Below are 17534 nucleotides of genomic sequence, written 5' to 3' on the forward strand. Positions count from 1 at the left end.
CCTAGTCCGAACCTATCCCGATGCGGACGCCAACTCACGCAAGAGGGTGGCTGCGTCCGGACTGCGGTCAAGCAGTGGACCGACAGTCGCCTTGGTGCCCCGCAACGGTTCGAGCATCGGAACCCGCTGGAGCGAGGTCTGCCCCGGGATGTCGAAGATGACCGAGTCCCAGGACGCGGCCGCGATCTGGTCGGGGTACTTCTCCAGGCACTTCCCGCGGAAGTAGGCCCGGGTGTCGACCGGCGGCTCGTGAACGGCGTCGAGGACGACGTCCTCGGTGACCAGCTCCTCGAACCGGCCGGCGGCCCGCAGCCTGTGGAAGATCCCCTTGTCCGGGCGCACGTCGGACCACTGGATGTCGATGGCCCGCAGGCGCGAGTCCGTCCAGTCCAGCCCGTCACGGTCGATGTAGCCCTGGAGCACCTGCTGCTTGGCCACCCAGTCCAGCTCGCGCGAGGCCTCGCGCGGGTCGCGCTCGAGTCGGTCGAGGATGAGCGCCCACCACGACATGACCTCGGCGGTGTCGCTGTCGAGCTCGCCGGCGTACCTGTCCTTCAGGTAGCGCTCCGCCAGCTCGTGGTACCGCCAGAGCAGCTGTACCGCCGTGAGCTTGGTGCCGTCGCGCAGCTCGATCATGGCCGTGCACGTGGGGTCGTGGCTGACCGCCTGGAGGGTCGCGACCGGCCGGGCCACCGTGAGGTCGAGGTCGATGGCACGGTCCTCGATCATGGCGAGCACCAGCGACGTGGTGCCGAGCTTGAGCAGGTTGGCGACGTCGCAGTGGTTGGCGTCCCCGATGATGACGTGCAGGCGCCGGTAGAGGTCGGCCACGGCGTGCGGCTCGTCGCGGGTGTTGATGATGGGTCGCTTGAGGGTCGTCTCCAGGCCCACCTCCACCTCGAAGAAGTCGCTGCGCTGGCTCAGCTGGTAGCCGGCGGTGCGCGAGTCCTGGCCGATGCCGACCCGGCCGGAGCCGGTGATGACCTGGCGTGCCACGAAGAACGGCACGAGGTGCCGGACGATGTCGGTGAACGGCGTCTCGCGACGCATCAGGTAGTTCTCGTGCGTGCCGTAGGACTGGCCCTTGCCGTCGGTGTTGTTCTTGTAGAGGTTCACCCCTGGCGGGACGTGGGAGAGCCGGCGAACCGACTCGGCCATGATCGCCTCGCCGGCCCGGTCGAAGGCGACCGCAGCACGGGGTGAGGTCACCTCGGGCGACGAGTACTCCGGGTGCGCGTGGTCGACGTAGAGCCGGGCACCGTTGGTCAGCACGACGTTGGCGAGGGTGGGATCCTCCTCGTCCGTGAGCTGGCTCGCGTCGGCGACTCCTCGCCCCATCTCGAAACCACGCGCGTCCCGCAGCGGTGCCTCGTCCGCGTAGTCCCACGACGCGTGGGCAGCCCTGATCCCTTGGGCCGACGCGTAGGCGTTGACCACCTGTCCCGACAGGATCATCGGGTTGGCGGCCGGGTCCCCGGGCACCGAGATGCCGTACTCGGTCTCGATCCCCATCACCCTGCGGACCGTCATGCGTGGCTCACGCTCATGGACTCACCCTAGGTGAGACGCGTCCGACCAGCCCGCAGCCACGGGTATGCCGCCTGCGCGCGCCACAGCGGGCGCGGGAGGGTTAGGCTCGGTCCAGACCTCATTGCCGGACACCCAGCCACCAGGAGTGCCATTGCGCGACATCGTGGTCTTCAGCGGGAGCGCACACCGCGGCCTGGCCCAACGCATCTGCGAGGCCCTCGGGGTGACGCTGTCCCCGGCCGAGATCAAGCGGTTCAGCAACGACTGCCTCCAGGCCCAGCTGCTCGCGAACTGCCGGCAGCGAGACGTCTACATCGTGCAGCCCCTGGTGCCGCCGACGCAGGAGCACCTCATGGAGCTGCTCCTGATGATCGACGCGGCCCGGGGAGCCTCGGCCGCCCAGATCACGGCAGTCATCCCCCACTACGCCTACGCCCGCTCCGACAAGAAGGACGCGTCGCGGATCTCGCTCGGTGGGCGGCTGGTCGCCGACATGCTGGTGGCGGCCGGTGTCGACCGGGTCCTGACGATGACCCTGCACGCGCCGCAGGTGCACGGGTTCTTCTCGGTGCCCGTGGACCACCTCACCGCGATCGGCGTGCTGGCCGACCACTTCCGCGGGGCCGACCTGGCGAACTCGGTCGTGGTCTCCCCCGACCTGGGCAACGCCAAGACGGCCACCCAGTTCGCGCGGCTCCTCGGACTGCCCGTCGCCGCGGGCTCGAAGCAACGCCTTGCGGACGACCGGGTCATCATCGACTCGATCGTCGGTGACGTGGCAGGCAAGCGCGCCATCATCCTCGACGACGAGATCGCCACCGGGGGCTCGATCGTCGAGCTGCTGGACCGCCTGGCCGACCTCGGCTGCCCGCGAGCCGACGTCGCCTGCACCCACGGCCTGTTCGCCGGCAAGGCGGTGGAGCGGCTCCGGGAGCACCCGATGATCGGTGAGGTGATCACCACCGACACCGTCCCCGCGCCCGGCCACTGGCCCGAGCTGCGTGTCCGCTCGGTGTCGCAGCTGTTCGCCGAGGCGATCAAGCGGATCCACGCCGGCGAGTCGGTGAGCAGCCTGTTCGACGGTGTCGACCCCACCCACGCGCCCCCACAGGCCTCGCTGTTCGACAAGGTCCATGTCTGAGGCGTGTGAGGTGCAGCTGAGTCCGGTGGGGGCAGGGTGAGGTCACTGCGGTCTGCCGCGCTTGCCTTCCTTGTCGACCTGGCGTTCGTCCTGCTCTTCGCCACCGTCGGACGGATCAGCCACGCGGAGGGAGTCTCCGTCGCGGGCGTCCTCGGGGTCGCCTGGCCGTTCGTGGTGGCCCTCCTCGTCGGTTGGGCGCTCGCGCGTCGGCGCACGGGGTGGCCGGTCCGGATGCCGGGGTCGACCACCGTCTGGCTGGTCACCGTGGGGCTTGGCCTGGTACTCCGCGTCGCCGCCGGCGGCGGCTTCGCCTGGACCTTCGGTGTGGTCACCCTGCTCACGCTGGGCCTCTTCCTGGTCGGCTGGCGCTGTGCTGGTGAGGTGTTCCGGTTCGTTGCCGAGGGCCTGAGCCGTTGGGCTGACAAGGCCGCCGCGCGACGCTGAGGGCCGCGGAGCCAGCGCCGACCGGGCGGCAGCCCTGCCTGTCACGACGCTGTGCAGGGCATTTGAGTTTGGTAAGCCTTACCTAATATCATCCCCGCGTGACCGCCGACCTCCTGTCTGCCCCACCACGCCACCGCGTCGACTTCGTCGCGACCCTGGCGGACCGGGGCGACGCGACGGCCGTGCTCTCCCCCGACACCACCCTGAGCTATGCCGCCCTCGCGGTACTGGTGGCCGAGGCGGGAGCCCGGTTGGGTGCGGGACGGCGCCTGGTCCTCATCGCCGCCGAGAACTCGGTCGATGGCCTCGTCACCTACCTCGGCGCCCTGCACGCCGGACACGTCCCCCTGCTGGCGCCCGGGGACCGCCTCCAGCACCTCGACGGACTGATCGAGGCCTACGACCCCGATGTCGTCGCCGGGCGGGGCGACTCCGGGTGGCAGGTGACGTCGCGTCACCAGCGCGCCAGGCACGACCTGCACGCCGACCTGGCCCTCCTGCTCACGACGAGCGGGTCCACCGGCTCCCCCAAGCTGGTCCGCCTCTCCCACGAGAACCTCGACAGCAACGCCGCCGCCATCGCCGAGTCACTGGGCGTGCGGAGCAGCGACCGGGCCATCACCAGTCTCCCGCTGCACTACTGCTACGGCCTGTCCGTCGTGCACAGCCACCTCAGCGCCGGTGCTGCCGTGGTGCTCACCGACCTGTCCGTCGTCGACCCGTGCTTCTGGACCCTGTTCGACGAGGTCGGGGCCACGACGCTGGCCGGAGTCCCCCACAGCTTCGACCTCCTGGACCGCAGCGGTTTCGCCCGGCGGGCGCACCCGTCCCTCCGGGTTGTCACCCAGGCGGGTGGCCGACTCACGCCGGACAGGGTGCAGCGCTATGCCGCGCTCGGCCGCCAGCACGGCTGGGACCTCTTCGTCATGTACGGGCAGACCGAGGCCACCGCCCGCATGGCCGTGCTGCCCCCTGACCTGCTCGAGGCCAGGCCCGAGACGGTCGGTCGGCCCGTGCCCGGCGGCTCGTTCCGCCTCGACCCGCTGGGCGAGCTCGACTGCGGGCTGGGCGAGCTCGTGTACTCCGGGCCCAACGTCATGCTGGGCTACGCCGAGTCCGTGCTCGACCTGTCGCGCGGACGCGAGGTGCACGAGCTGCGCACCGGCGACCTCGCCCGACTCGGGCCTGACGGCTTGGTCGAGATCGTCGGTCGCCGGAGCCGGTTCGCGAAGGTCGTCGGTCTGCGCATCGACCTCGACCAGGTCGAGCGCGACCTCGCCGCCGCCGGCCACGATTCGCACTGCGTCGACCTCGGCGACGCCATCGGCGTCCTCGCCGTGGCGGCCGGCGCAGGCGCCGGGGTGACGCAGATGCTGACCCAGCGGCACGGCATACCCGCGTCGGGGGTGGTCGTCCTCGATGGGCTGGAGGCTCCGCGCCTGCCCACCGGCAAGCCCGACTATCGCGGCATGGCGGAGCTCATCGGTGCGCACCCGGCACTCGCCACCGAAACCGAGACCGACCCCGTCCCCTGCACCTCGACCCGCTCCGCGGAGGACAGGACCGAAGCGGTGGTGGCGCTCTACCGCTCGTTGCTGTCAGCGCCGCGGGCCGACGCGACGACGAGCTTCGTCGACCTCGGCGGCGACTCCCTGTCCTACGTCGAGGTGTCGGTGCGGCTGGAGGCGCTGCTGCAGACCCTCCCCGACGGCTGGCACCTGCTGCCGCCCGACGAGCTGGCGGCGTCAGAGCCGGCCAGCCGGCGGCCGGGTCGGCGGCTGCACACCGTCGACACCACGGTCCTGGTGCGCGCCCTGGCCATCCTCCTCATCCTCGCCAACCACACGCACCTGTCGTTCGTCCCCGGTGGCGCCCACACCCTGCTCGCCCTGGTCGGCTACAACCTCGCCCGCTTCCAGCTGACCTCACGCCCGCGCCACGAACGCGTTCGCGGAATCGTGCGCAGCATCGCTCGTGTCGTGCTGCCGAGCGCCGCCTGGATCGGTGTCGTCGCCCTCGTGGCCGGCACGTACGACTGGCGCAACGTGCTGATGCTCAACCAGGTGCTGGGCGACTGGGCGCAGTGGTCGGACCACTGGCACTACTGGTTCGTCGAGGCGGTGACCTCGCTGCTCCTCGGAACCGCGCTGCTCATGGCGATTCCCGCTGTGGACCGGTGGGAGCGGCGGTGGCCCTTCGCCTTCCCCGTCGCGCTCGTGGGCCTCGGCCTGCTGACGAGGTATGCCGTGCTGGTGCCGGACGCCGGGCCCTACCGGGGCGCGAACGCTTACGTGCTCATCTGGCTGTTCGCGACCGGCTGGGCCGCGGCCCGAGCCTCCACGACCTGGCAGCGGGTCCTCGTGTCGGCGATCCCGGTGCTGACGGTGCCCGGCTTCTGGCCGAGCATGCCCGGGCGTGAGGTGACCATCATCGTCGGGCTGCTCGCGCTCATCTGGTTCCCGACCGCCCGAGTACCCGGTTTCGTCGGCCGCGCGGCTTCGCAGGTCGCGACCGCATCGCTGTTCGTCTACCTGACCCACTTCGTGGTCTACCCGCGCATCATGGGGACCAGCTCGGTGCTGGCGATGGCCTGCTGCCTCGTGGTCGGGATCGCCTACTGCCGGTTGTGGACCTGGCTCGAGGCGACAGCCCGTCGTGGTCTGCGCTCGCGCCCGGGGCTCAATGCGGTCCTCAGGACCGGCTCGAGGTCGCAGGTCACGACCGGGGCGCCCACCCGGGTGGGGCGAACAGGTAGCCCAGCCGGTCGCGCCAGCGACGCGCTGATCTGACCTCGCGGAGCATCAGCGCGAACTCGGCGTACTGCAACCGGAACGGGTTGAAGGTCGTGACCGGGTGGGTCAGGCCGTAGGTCGGGCGTTGCTGCTCCTCGCGGAAGGTGCCGAACAACCGGTCCCAGACGATGAGGATCCCGCCGTAGTTGCGGTCGAGGTACTCGGCGTCGCTGGCGTGGTGCACCCGGTGGTGGGATGGCGTGTTGAAGACGAGCTCGATCGGGCGCCACAGCTTGGGGATCGTCTCGGTGTGGACCCAGAACTGGTAGGTCAGGTTGAGCGAGAAGACGAAGAAGATCATCCACGGGGGCAGTCCCAGCAGCGGGAGCGGCACCCAGAACAGCAGCTCGCCCCACGGGTTCCACTTCTGCCGCAGCGCGGTCGTGTAGTTGAAGTGGACGCTGCTGTGGTGTGCCTGGTGCATCGCCCAGAGCACCCGGACCCGGTGGCTGCTGCGGTGGTAGGAGTACCAGAGCAGGTCGACGAGCAGCAGCGCGATGACCCAGGTCCACCAGTCGTGGGGGTCAAGGCGAAGAGGCGTCACGGCATACAGCGCGGTGTAGCCGAGCAGCGCGAGTGCCCGGGCTCCGAGGTTGACGACGACGGAGCCGACGCCCATCGACAGGCTCGCCGCCGAGTCCTGCCTGGCGTACCCCGCCCGTGGCGCGTCCGCGTCCGTCTCGAGCACGCGCAGGGCGACCAGCTCCAGCACGATGAACAGGACGAAGAACGGCACGGCGAGCAGCGCCGGGTCGCGCATCAGGTGGTCCACGCCACCTATGTTACCGAGAGTAAGTTAGTGGTGGCCAGTCACGAGACCCAGGTCACGCGGCCGGCCACCGCCGCGCTCAGAGGTACTGGCCGGTGTTGGCCACGTTGTCGATCGAGCGACCGGGCTCGGTGCCGCTCTTGCCGGTGACGAGCGTGCGGATGTAGACGATCCGTTCGCCCTTCTTGCCGGAGATGCGGGCCCAGTCGTCGGGGTTGGTCGTGTTGGGGAGGTCCTCGTTCTCCTTGAACTCGTCCACGCAGCTGGCCAGGAGGTGCTCGACGCGGATGCCCTTGGCCCCGACGGTGAGGAAGTCCTTGATGGCCATCTTCTTGGCCCGGTCGACGATGTTCTGGATCATCGCCCCGGAGTTGAAGTCCTTGAAGTAGAGGACCTCCTTGTCACCGTTGGCGTAGGTCACCTCGAGGAAGCGGTTCTCCTCGATCTCGGAGTACATCCGCTCGACCGCCGCGGTGATCATGGCGTCGACCGTGGCCTGCGGGGACCCGCCGTGCTCGGCCAGGTCGTGCTCGTGCAGCGGCAGGTCGGCGACGAGGTACTTGGTGAAGATGTCACGGGCGCTCTCGGCGTCGGGGCGCTCGATCTTGATCTTCACGTCGAGTCGGCCCGGGCGCAGGATCGCGGGGTCGATCATGTCCTCGCGGTTGGACGCGCCGATCACGATGACGTTCTCGAGCCGCTCGACGCCGTCGATCTCCGACAGCAGCTGCGGCACGATCGTGGTCTCGACGTCGGAGGACACCCCGGACCCACGAGTGCGGAACAGGCTGTCCATCTCGTCGAAGAACACCACCACCGGAGTGCCGTCGGAAGCCTTCTCCCGAGCCCGCTGGAAGATGAGCCGGATGTGCCGCTCGGTCTCCCCGACGTACTTGTTGAGCAGCTCGGGGCCCTTGATGTTGAGGAAGAACGACTTGCCGACCGGCTTGCCCTCCTTCTCGGCGACCTTCCGGGCGAGCGACGCGGCGACGGCCTTGGCGATCAGTGTCTTGCCACACCCAGGAGGGCCGTAGAGGAGGACACCCTTGGGCGGCTTGAGCTTGTGCTCGGTGAACAGGTCGGGGTGCAGGTAGGGCAGCTCCACCGCGTCGCGGATGGCCTCGATCTGGCCGGCGAGGCCGCCGATGTCCTCGTAGGCGATGTCGGGGACCTCTTCGAGGACGAGCTCGGAGACCTCGGCCTTGGGGATCCGCTCGTAGACGAAGCCCGAGCGCGGCTCGAGCATCAGGGCGTCGCCGACCCGGATCGGCTCGCCCTCGAGCGAGTCCGCCATCCGGCAGACCCGCTCCTCGTCGGCGTGCGCCACGACGAGCACCCGGCCCTCACCGAGCAGCTCCTTGATCATGACGACCTCGCCGATGCGCTCGTAGCCGCACGTGGCGACGACGTTCATCGCCTCGTTGAGCCGGACCTCGCGCCCGCTGGACAGCTCGGCCGGGTCGACGGCGGGGCTCACGGCGACGTGCATCTTGCGACCGCCGGTGAGGATGTCCACGGTGGCGTCGTCGTAGGACTCGAGGATCACGCCGTAGGCAGCGGGCGGCTGGGCCAACCGGTCCACCTCGGACTTGAGGGTGACGATCTGTTCGCGCGCCTCCTTGAGGGTGCGCACGAGCCGTTCGTTCTGCGAGGACACGGTGGCGAGGTTGGACTGCAGCTGCAGCACCTTGGTCTCGAGCTCGCGGGACCGCACGGGAGCGTCCGAGAGGCGCTGACGAAGAGCGGCGACCTCCTCGGCGAGGAGCTCCGCCTGGCGGCGCTCCTCGGAGTGGTCTGCGGGGGTGCTGTGATCGGTCATGGCGGCTCCCTCAAGACAACGCAGTGGCGATCGAGCGGTACCGACCGTGCCCTGCCCGCGCGTGACGCGGCCGATGACCCAAACCTAACCCCGAACTACTCGGGTGTCGGGGAGGTTTGAGTCACAGAACGGCGAAGGCGCCGGATCTTCTTGTCTGATGGGACGCGCTCGCCGACGTCCTCGGGAGTGAAGTCGCTCTCGGCACCGAAGGCGAGGCCGCTCTGGAGCGCCCCCTCCTCGTCCGTGGAGCCCTTGGCCGGCCGGCGCTTGCGCAGCGGGGGTGTGACCCCGGGCGCCAGTCGTCGGCTGGTGATGAGGAAGCCGGTGTGGCCGTGCATCCGGTGCTGGGGGCGCACGGCGAGACCCTCGAGGTGCCAGCCACGAACCAGGGACTCCCACGCCTCCGGCTCGGTGTAGCCGCCGTGGTCGCGCAGGGCCTCGGCGACCCGGGACAGCTGGGTGGCGGTCGCGACGTAGCAGATCAGCACACCCCCGGGGGCGAGCGCCTGGGCGACGACCTCGAGGCACTCCCACGGGGCCAGCATGTCCAGGACCACGCGGTCGACGGACCCGGGCTCCTCGACGGTCGGCAACGTCTCGACGAGGTCGCCGACCGTGACCTGCCACGCGGGGTGGTCGAGCCCGAAGAACGCCCGGGCATTGCCCTTGGCGATGTCGGCGAAGTCCTCACGTCGCTCGAACGAGTGCACGTGGCCGAGCTCGCCCACCGCCCGGAGCAGCGACATGGACAGTGCACCGGACCCGACACCCGCCTCGACGACGCGCGCGCCCGGGAAGATGTCGGCCATCGTCACGATCTGGCCGGCGTCCTTGGGGTAGACGACAGCAGCCCCCCGGGGCATCGACATGACGTAGTCGGACAGCAGTGGCCGCAGGGCGAGGTACTCGACCCCGGCGGTGTTGCGCACGACGGACCCGTCGGGTGCACCGATGAGGTCGTCGTGGGCGAGCCGCCCGCGGTGGGTGTGGAACTCGCGCCCGGGCTCGAGGGTGATGGTGTGCAACCGGCCCTTCGGGTCGGTCAGCTGGACCCGCTCCCCCTCGGTGAACGGTCCGCGACGCAGTGCCGCGCCGATGGGCGGGGCCGGTGCGGGACTGGTCGGCTCGGGGGCTGTGCTCATGGGCGGGAAGTCTAATTGCGGGACAGTGCCGCGTTGACCAGACTGCCGTGGGCGATGCCGTAGACCTGCCCGTGCCAGGTCAGGACCACGTCCTGGTGACGGGTCGACTGCATGAGCTCGACGACGACGAGCGCGTTCGCGTCCGGCGAGACCTCGAGGACGTTCTCCTCCGGGATGCGCATGACCGCGGAGATCAGGGGGGCCTGCGGGTCGAGGCCCGCAGGGGTGACGCCGCCCGGCGAGGCGAGGAGCAGGCACGGTATGCCGCGTGCGTCGGCCGTGACGACGGCGTCAGGGTGGTCGATGGCGACACCCAGCGGGGTCTGCGGGTCGAGGAAGACCGCGTGCTCCATGACCTGCGAGACCCGCAGGGACTCGAACCGGGAGAGCGCTCGCCCGCGGCGGATGGAGTCGGTGGCGCCGGTCCACAGGACGGATCCCACGACCAGCACCCAGATGGACTCGAAGCCGATCGGTTGGCCGTCCGCGAGCGGGCGGACGAAGAACCACAGCACGAGCAGGACGGTCAGGACCCTGCCGCACCACCCGGCGACCACGGAACCCTTGCCGCGGTCGCCGGTGGCCTTCCAGACCAGGCTCTCCACGACCTGCCCACCATCCAGCGGCATGCCCGGGAGGAAGTTCAGCACCGCGAGGGATCCGTTGATGATCACGAGCCCCGTGAGCACCGCGCTCGTGCGGTCGCCCGTCGTCGCGAGCAGGAGCAGCCATGCCACCACGGCGAGGACCGCGTTCGAGGCGGGGCCGGCGGCCGCGATCGCCGCCAACCTCCCAGGAGTGCTTCGCGCCGCCTCGAAGGACGTGTGTCCGCCCCAGAGGTTCGCGACGATGCGGATCACGGGCATCCCGAACGCCCGTGCGGTCACGGCGTGGGCGGCCTCGTGGACCAGGACGCTGACGAGGAGCAGGAGTGCCTGCGTGACCCCGATGGCGATCCCGGTGCCGACCCGGTCGGGGAAGTAGGGCGTGGCCACGATCGCGACGATCACCGCCGCGATGACGAACCAGCTCGGCGCGAGGTAGACCGGCACGCCGCCGACCCTCGCGATCCGCACCCCGTGACCGGACTCCTCTGGTTCCATCGCGGGAGCCCTGGTCGTCATGGGGTGACCCTACGTGACCGGCGCCGACGTCGATTCCCGCACTGGGCCATACTTGTGCGGTGCCTGATGCCCCCACCCTTCGGCCCGATGCCACCGCCCAGCTGACGAGCGCGCTCACCGAGCGCATCCTCGTCATGGACGGCGCGATGGGGACGATGATCCAGCGCGAGGGGCTCGGCGAGGCCGACTACCGCGGCGAGCGGTTCRCCGACTGGGAGAGCGACCTCAAGGGCAACAACGACCTGCTGAGCCTGACCCAGCCGGAGATCATCCGCGGCATCCACACGGCATACCTCGAAGCCGGTGCGGACCTCATCGAGACCAACACCTTCAACGCGCAGCGGATCTCCCTCGCCGACTACGGCATGGAGGACCTCGGCTACGAGATCAACCTCGCCGCAGCGCGCCTCGCCCGCCAGGCGTGTGACGAGATGACGGCCAGGACTCCCGACCAGCCCCGCTGGGTGCTCGGGGCGCTCGGCCCGACGAACCGCACCGCGTCCATCTCCCCCGACGTCAACGACCCCGGCAAGCGCAACGTCACCTTCGACGAGCTGGTCGAGGCCTACCTCGAACAGGCGCGGGGGCTGGTCGACGGCGGATCGGACCTGCTGATCGTCGAGACGATCTTCGACACCCTGAACGCCAAGGCCGCGATCTTCGCCCTCGAGACGCTGTTCGAGGAGCACGACCGCCGCTGGCCGGTCATCATCTCCGGCACCATCACGGACGCCTCAGGCCGCACCCTCTCGGGTCAGGTGACCGAGGCCTTCTGGAACTCGGTCCGGCATGCGCGTCCGCTCGCGGTCGGGCTCAACTGCGCCCTCGGCGCCGCCGAGATGCGTCCGTATGCCGCGGAGCTGGCCCGCGTCGCCGACACCTATGTGTCGTGCTACCCCAACGCCGGGCTGCCCAACGCCTTCGGCGAGTACGACGAGACCCCTGATGCGATGGCGTCGGTGGTCGGCGAGTTCGCGAAGTCCGGGTTGGTGAACCTGCTGGGGGGCTGCTGCGGCACCACTCCCGAGCACATCGCCGCCATCGCCAAGGCGGCCAGCGACCAGTCGCCGCGGGTGCCGAGCGAGATCGCCCCGGCGTTGCGCCTCTCCGGCCTCGAGCCGCTGACCGTCACCGAGGAGTCGTTGTTCGTCAACGTCGGCGAACGCACCAACATCACCGGGTCGGCGCGGTTCCGCAAGCTGATCCAGGCCGAGGACTACGGCACGGCGCTCAACGTCGCGCGCCAACAGGTGGAGTCCGGCGCCCAGGTCATCGACATCAACATGGACGAGGGCATGATCGACGGCATCGCCGCGATGGACCGGTTCGTCAAGCTGGTCGCGACCGAGCCCGACATCTCGCGGGTGCCGTTGATGATCGACTCCTCCAAGTGGGACGTCATCGAGGCCGGGCTCAAGTGCGTCCAGGGGAAGTCGATCGTCAACTCGATCTCCATGAAGGAGGGCGTGGAGCCCTTCATCCACCACGCCCGCCTCTGCCGCAAGTACGGCGCGGCGATCGTCGTCATGGCGTTCGACGAGGACGGTCAGGCCGACTCGCTGCAGCGGCGCAAGGAGATCTGCCAGCGGGCCTACGACATCCTCACGCAGGAGGTCGGGTTCCCGGCCGAGGACATCATCTTCGACCCCAACATCTTCGCCGTGGCGACGGGCATCGAGGAGCACGCGGCCTACGGCACCGACTTCATCGACGCGACCCGCTGGATCAAGGCGAACCTGCCGGGTTCGCTGATCTCCGGTGGTGTCTCCAACGTGTCCTTCTCGTTCCGCGGCAACAACGCGGTCCGTGAGGCGATCCACGCCGTGTTCCTCTACCACGCCATCCAGGCGGGCATGGACATGGGAATCGTCAACGCGGGTGCCCTCGTCGTCTACGACCAGGTCGACCCCGACCTGCGTGACCGGATCGAGGACGTCGTCCTCAACCGCCGCCCCGACTCCACCGAGCGGTTGCTCGAGATCGCCGACAGGTTCAACACGGGCGACACCAAGCAGGAGGCCATCGCCGAGGAATGGCGCTCACTGCCCGTCGGCGAACGCATCACCTACGCCCTGGTCAAGGGGCTCGACGAACACGCGGAGACGGACACCGAGGAGCTGCGGCAGGAGATCTCGGCCCGTGGCGGTCGTCCCATCGAGGTCATCGAAGGACCGCTCATGGACGGCATGAACGTCGTCGGTGACCTGTTCGGCGCAGGCAAGATGTTCCTGCCGCAGGTCGTGAAGTCGGCCCGGGTCATGAAGAAGGCCGTGGCCTACCTCATCCCGTTCATCGAGGCCGAGAAGACCGAGGCCGAGGTGGCCGAGAACAGGGCCAAGGGCAAGGTCGTCATGGCCACCGTCAAGGGCGACGTCCACGACATCGGCAAGAACATCGTCGGCGTGGTCCTGCAGTGCAACAACTACGACGTGGTCGACCTCGGCGTCATGGTCCCGGCACAGAAGATCCTCGATGCGGCCAAGGCCGAGAAGGCCGACGTCATCGGGCTGTCCGGGCTGATCACCCCGAGCCTCGACGAGATGGTCAACTTCGCCATGGAGATGGAGCGTCAGGGCTTCGACCTGCCGCTGCTCATCGGTGGCGCCACGACGTCGCGGGCGCACACCGCCGTCAAGGTCGACCAGAAGTACCACGGACCGGTCGTCTGGGTGAAGGACGCCTCGCGTTCGGTGCCGGTCGTGGCGCAGCTGCTGTCCGACGAGCTGCGGCCCAAGCTGATGGCCGAGGTGAAGGCCGACTTCGACTCGCTTCGCGCCCGGCACGCGGCCAAGTCGACCGAGCGGCCGCTCGTGTCGATCGAGAAGGCCCGCGCACAGGCCACGCCGATCGACTGGAGCAGCTACCGGCCGCCGGTGCCCCACCTGGTCGCGGCCCAGGAGAAGGAGCTGCTGCGCCGTCAGTCCGGCACCCGCAACCGCACCGTCACCCAGTTCGTGCGGACCTTCCGCGACTACCCCATCGCCGAGCTGCGCGACTACATCGACTGGCAGCCGTTCTTCCTCGCCTGGGAGATGAAGGGCCGCTTCCCCGACATCCTGAACAACCCCTCGACCGGTGAGGCAGCGACCAAGCTCTACCAGGACGCGCAGCGGATGCTCGATGACATCGTCGACCAGAAGTGGTTGACCGCCAGTGGCGTGATCGGCCTGTTCCCCGCCAACTCCGTCGGTGACGACATCGAGGTCTACACCGACGAGTCCCGCGACACGGTGGCCACGACGCTCCACACCCTGCGGCAGCAGGGGCAGCACCGCGAGGGCATCCCCAACCGCGCCATGTCCGACTTCGTCGCGCCACGGGACACCGGGCTGTCCGACCACGTCGGGGCGTTCGCCGTCACGGCCGGGCTCGGTTCGCACGACTTGGTCAACGATTTCAAGGCCGCGATGGACGACTACAACGCGATCCTGCTCGAGGCGCTCGCCGACCGTCTGGCAGAGGCCTTCGCCGAGCGGATGCACGAGCGCGTCCGCCACGACTTCTGGGGCTACGCACCGGACGAGCACCTCAAGAACCCCGACCTCATCGCCGAGAAGTACGTCGGCATCCGACCGGCTCCCGGCTACCCCGCCTGTCCGGACCACACCGAGAAGGCCCTGCTCTGGGACCTGCTCCAGGTCGAGGAGAACACCGGCATGGAGCTCACCGAGTCGATGGCGATGTGGCCGGGTGCGTCGGTGTCCGGCTGGTACTTCTCGCACCCGCAGTCGCAGTACTTCGTCGTGGGTCGCCTCGGCCGCGACCAGGTCGAGGACTACGCCAAGCGCAAGGGCTGGACCCTCGCCGAGGCAGAGCGCTGGCTCTCGCCCAACCTCGGCTACCTGCCCGAGGACTGACCTGCCCGGCTCTCAGCGCTGCTGCGGAATGCCGAGCGGGGCCGACACGCCTGCACCTGAGAGGTTGTCACAGCGAACGACCTGCGACCCAACGCGTTCCACCGGACACCGGAACGGGGTGGACTCCCAGGACATCGTGGTGGCGCTGGGCCCTGGGTCCTGTCGTGCTGCGGCAGTAGAGGAAAGGTAGACAGTAAGCGCTGCCACCAAAGCTGTTGCGGTGAGCGCCGAGCGACGAATGTGGTTGTGCTGGGCGGTGTTTGGGTTCATGAGGAGTAGTCGTCGATGCGGGCCAAAGGTTGACGACGGCGCCTGGAACATTCTCGGACGGCTTGGTTTGGCCCGGCTCAACACCGCTGCCGCCTTCGGCCGTTGTCCAGCGCTCAAGAAACCCCTGGATCGGTGTCAACCTCGGGCGTGCTACGGCGACTACACCGCAGGAGACTGGTGCCGGGAGGCCGGAGTGAACGGTGGCGAGGAGTCAGCGGTCGTAATCGCCTTCGCGACGCCCACGTCACGTGACAAGGACGCCGTGGTCGAGGCCTTGTTCCGCGAGCACTTCGGCAGCATGGTGCGCCTCGCCTACTGCCTGCTTGGCGACCGCGCCGCCGCGGAGGACGTCGCCCAGGAGGCCTTCGTCGCGCTCCACGTGCACTGGGGAACACTGCGAGACCGGGGCGCACTGCTGACCTATGTCCGGTCCGTGGTGTTCAACCAGTGCCGGTCGAGGCAGCGTTGGCTCATGCGAGGAAGGAGGGCGTTGAGCGATCTAGGATCGCCGGAGCAGGTGCCCAGTTCGGAGGACACGGCCGTCGGGCTCGACGAGACGTACCGCCTCGGCAGAGCCATTCGGGACCTCCCGCGCCGTCAGCGCGAAGTCATCGTGTGCCGGTTCCTGCTGGGACTCACCGAGGCCGAGACCTCCGCCGAGCTGGACATGAGCGTGGGCAGCGTCAAACAGCACACCCACCGGGCGCGAGCCGCCCTTCAGGCAGTGATGGGAGCCGGCAGATGACGCTGCAGGACCGTGACCTCGAACGCGCACTCGAGCGCCTCGCCGATGACGCCTTCCCGGCAGGGGTGGACGTGGACGCTGCGTTCACTGACTTCACGGAGCGCTCGGCCAGTGCGTCGCGCCGTCGGCGCGGGCAGCGCATGGCGGCGGCGGCCGCCGCCGTGGTCCTCCTCCTGGGCGGAGGGACGGCCTACTGGGCGGTCTCCGACCGCGGCACGGACCGCAGGCCCCCTCCCGTGCCGGCGGTGACCCCCTCGGTCATCGCGCCCGAGGAGATGGTCGGCCTCTGGACGGGAATGGGGCTCTGGACGTTCTACGCGGATGGGTCAGGCGGGCACAGCAACAACGCGGACACCCTCGAGACCCCCTTCTACTACACCCTCAAGGGCAACAAGCTCGGGGTACGCGACGCCGAGGGGTGCGACTTCTCCTTCCGCCTGACGAAGTACCGGGAGGGCACGCTCACCGCCAACGTCCTGGAGTTCTGCGGCAACACCGCACCCCCGGTGTCTCTCGTGCGACTATCTCCGGCCAGCCGCGCGGGGACGGAGATCCCGATGTTCTCGATGGCGGGTTCCACCCCCGTCCGTCGCGTCGCGCAGGTGGGTGGGGTGTGGATCATGCCCGGCACCGGCATGCTCCTCGCGATCGACGCCGGCCGAGCCACCTACGCGCTGGACGACCGGGGCAACCTGGCCAGGAGCCCTCGCGACTCCGGCACCGTCACGGTCTCGTCCGACGGCACCGTCACCCTGACCAGCTCGCAGTCCCCCACCACCGGTTGCACCACCTCCGGACGCCCACGCACCGTCCTACGGGACGTGAGGGTGGTGGCGGCACAGAGCGTCGAGGCCAAGGGTGGTGTGACGCCGACCTGTGCCCGGGCTGCCGTCCAGGCCGGCTGGGTCATGGTGAGCGACCGCTGACTCCCACGCCACTGTCCCGCTCCCGACGAGCTCCAACCTGGCTTCGAGCGGTATGCCGGGCTGCATTGCCGGTGCGCCGCGGCACCGCTGTCAGCGGCGCGGCATACCGTGTGGTCCATGGTTCCAGCCCTGTCACCGAGCCGAGCATCGGACTTCAAGCAGTGTCCGCTGCTCTACCGGTTCCGCACCATCGACAAGCTGCCGTCCCCGCCGAGCCCGGCAGCGGCACGGGGCACGCTGGTGCACGCCGTCCTGGAGCGGTTGTTCGACCTGCCCGCGCAGGAGCGCACACCGCAGGCCGCGCAGGCCCTGCTGGGCCCCCAGTGGGCGGCCCTCGTCGAGCAGGAGCCCGAGCTCGCCGAGATGATCCTCGCCGACGACAAGCTCACCGAAGCGGGCTGGTTCGGTGACGCGCAGGCACTCATCGAGACCTGGTTCACCCTGGAGGACCCGACTCGGCTCGAGCCCGCCGAGCGCGAGCTCTACGTCGAGACCGATGTCGACGGCCTGGTGCTGCGAGGCTACGTCGACCGCCTCGATGTGGCCCCGGACGGCGCCATGCGCGTCGTGGACTACAAGACGGGTCGGTCGCCGAGCGAGCTGTTCGAGGGCAAGGCGTTGTTCCAGATGAAGTTCTACGCGCTGGTCCTCTGGCGCTTGCGAGGCGAGATCCCCCGCCTGCTCCAGCTGGTATACCTCGGCAACGGTGAGGTCGTCCGCTACGCCCCCGACGAGCACGACCTGCTCAGCCTCGAGCGCAACCTCAAGGCCGTGTGGACGGCCATCGAGCATGCCGCCACCACCGGTGACTGGCGGCCCAAGACCTCCCGGCTGTGCGACTGGTGCGACTACCGCGAGTTCTGCCCCGCCTGGGGTGGCACTCCCCCGCCGTTGCCCGAGAACGCCACCCAGATCGCCCTCAACCCCGCCGTCTCCGGCCAGGTGACCCCGATCGACGAGTGAGCCGGCTGCGCA

Annotated in this window: 12 protein-coding genes; 7 read left to right on the top strand and 5 right to left on the bottom strand. The window is 69.4% G+C overall.

What is annotated here, in order from left to right; genetic code table 11:
* Window positions 1-12: 12 nt before the first annotated feature.
* Window positions 13-1530, bottom strand: a complete 1518-nt coding sequence (dop, locus tag AC1DVZ_RS07895; RefSeq protein WP_477617634.1) for a depupylase/deamidase Dop — start codon at window positions 1528-1530, stop codon at window positions 13-15.
* A 151-nt stretch (window positions 1531-1681) separates the two neighbouring features.
* On the opposite strand from dop, the gene AC1DVZ_RS07900 reads away from it, so the two are divergent.
* From AC1DVZ_RS07900 to AC1DVZ_RS07910, 3 genes are all read left to right on the top strand, one after another.
* Window positions 1682-2671, top strand: a complete 990-nt coding sequence (locus AC1DVZ_RS07900) for a ribose-phosphate diphosphokinase (protein WP_477617635.1) — start codon at window positions 1682-1684, stop codon at window positions 2669-2671.
* Window positions 2672-2707: 36 nt separating this feature from the next.
* A complete protein-coding gene (locus AC1DVZ_RS07905; RefSeq protein ID WP_477617636.1) occupies window positions 2708-3115 on the top strand; it encodes a DUF3054 domain-containing protein in 408 nt (135 codons plus the stop codon).
* Between the two features lie 98 nt (window positions 3116-3213).
* Window positions 3214-5904 carry an AMP-binding protein gene (locus tag AC1DVZ_RS07910; RefSeq protein ID WP_477617637.1) on the top strand — a complete coding sequence of 897 codons (2691 nt, stop codon included), beginning with the start codon at window positions 3214-3216 and terminating at the stop codon, window positions 5902-5904.
* On the opposite strand, the gene AC1DVZ_RS07915 is transcribed toward AC1DVZ_RS07910, so the two are convergent.
* From AC1DVZ_RS07915 to AC1DVZ_RS07930, 4 genes are all read right to left on the bottom strand, one after another.
* Complete coding sequence (locus tag AC1DVZ_RS07915; RefSeq protein WP_477617638.1) at window positions 5831-6679, bottom strand: sterol desaturase family protein; 849 nt, start codon at window positions 6677-6679, stop codon at window positions 5831-5833. The two genes, AC1DVZ_RS07910 and AC1DVZ_RS07915, sit on opposite strands and share 74 nt — an antisense overlap.
* Before the next feature lie 76 nt (window positions 6680-6755).
* A complete protein-coding gene (arc, locus tag AC1DVZ_RS07920; protein WP_477617639.1) occupies window positions 6756-8495 on the bottom strand; it encodes a proteasome ATPase in 1740 nt (579 codons plus the stop codon).
* A gap of 95 nt (window positions 8496-8590) precedes the next feature.
* Window positions 8591-9637 (bottom strand): tRNA (adenine-N1)-methyltransferase, encoded by a 1047-nt coding sequence (locus AC1DVZ_RS07925; RefSeq protein ID WP_477617640.1) that lies wholly within the window; start codon window positions 9635-9637, stop codon window positions 8591-8593.
* A gap of 11 nt (window positions 9638-9648) precedes the next feature.
* Window positions 9649-10761 carry a site-2 protease family protein gene (locus AC1DVZ_RS07930; RefSeq protein WP_477617641.1) on the bottom strand — a complete coding sequence of 371 codons (1113 nt, stop codon included), beginning with the start codon at window positions 10759-10761 and terminating at the stop codon, window positions 9649-9651.
* A gap of 59 nt (window positions 10762-10820) precedes the next feature.
* On the opposite strand from AC1DVZ_RS07930, the gene metH reads away from it, so the two are divergent.
* The 4 genes from metH (at window position 10821) to AC1DVZ_RS07950 (ending at window position 17522) form a co-directional block, all read left to right on the top strand.
* On the top strand, window positions 10821-14618 hold the full coding sequence (gene metH / locus AC1DVZ_RS07935; protein WP_477617642.1) for a methionine synthase: 3798 nt from the start codon (window positions 10821-10823) through the stop codon (window positions 14616-14618).
* A gap of 220 nt (window positions 14619-14838) precedes the next feature.
* Window positions 14839-15633 carry an RNA polymerase sigma factor gene (locus tag AC1DVZ_RS07940; protein WP_477617643.1) on the top strand — a complete coding sequence of 265 codons (795 nt, stop codon included), beginning with the start codon at window positions 14839-14841 and terminating at the stop codon, window positions 15631-15633.
* The gene (locus AC1DVZ_RS07945; protein ID WP_477617644.1) at window positions 15630-16559 is read left to right on the top strand and encodes a hypothetical protein; all 930 of its coding nucleotides are present in this window, start codon (window positions 15630-15632) and stop codon (window positions 16557-16559) included. Before AC1DVZ_RS07940 ends, AC1DVZ_RS07945 begins: the two co-directional genes overlap by 4 nt.
* A gap of 117 nt (window positions 16560-16676) precedes the next feature.
* Window positions 16677-17522, top strand: a complete 846-nt coding sequence (locus tag AC1DVZ_RS07950; RefSeq protein WP_477617645.1) for a RecB family exonuclease — start codon at window positions 16677-16679, stop codon at window positions 17520-17522.
* Window positions 17523-17534 lie beyond the last annotated feature (12 nt).

The sequence above is a fragment of the Pedococcus sp. P2_E5 genome, assembly GCF_056403895.1.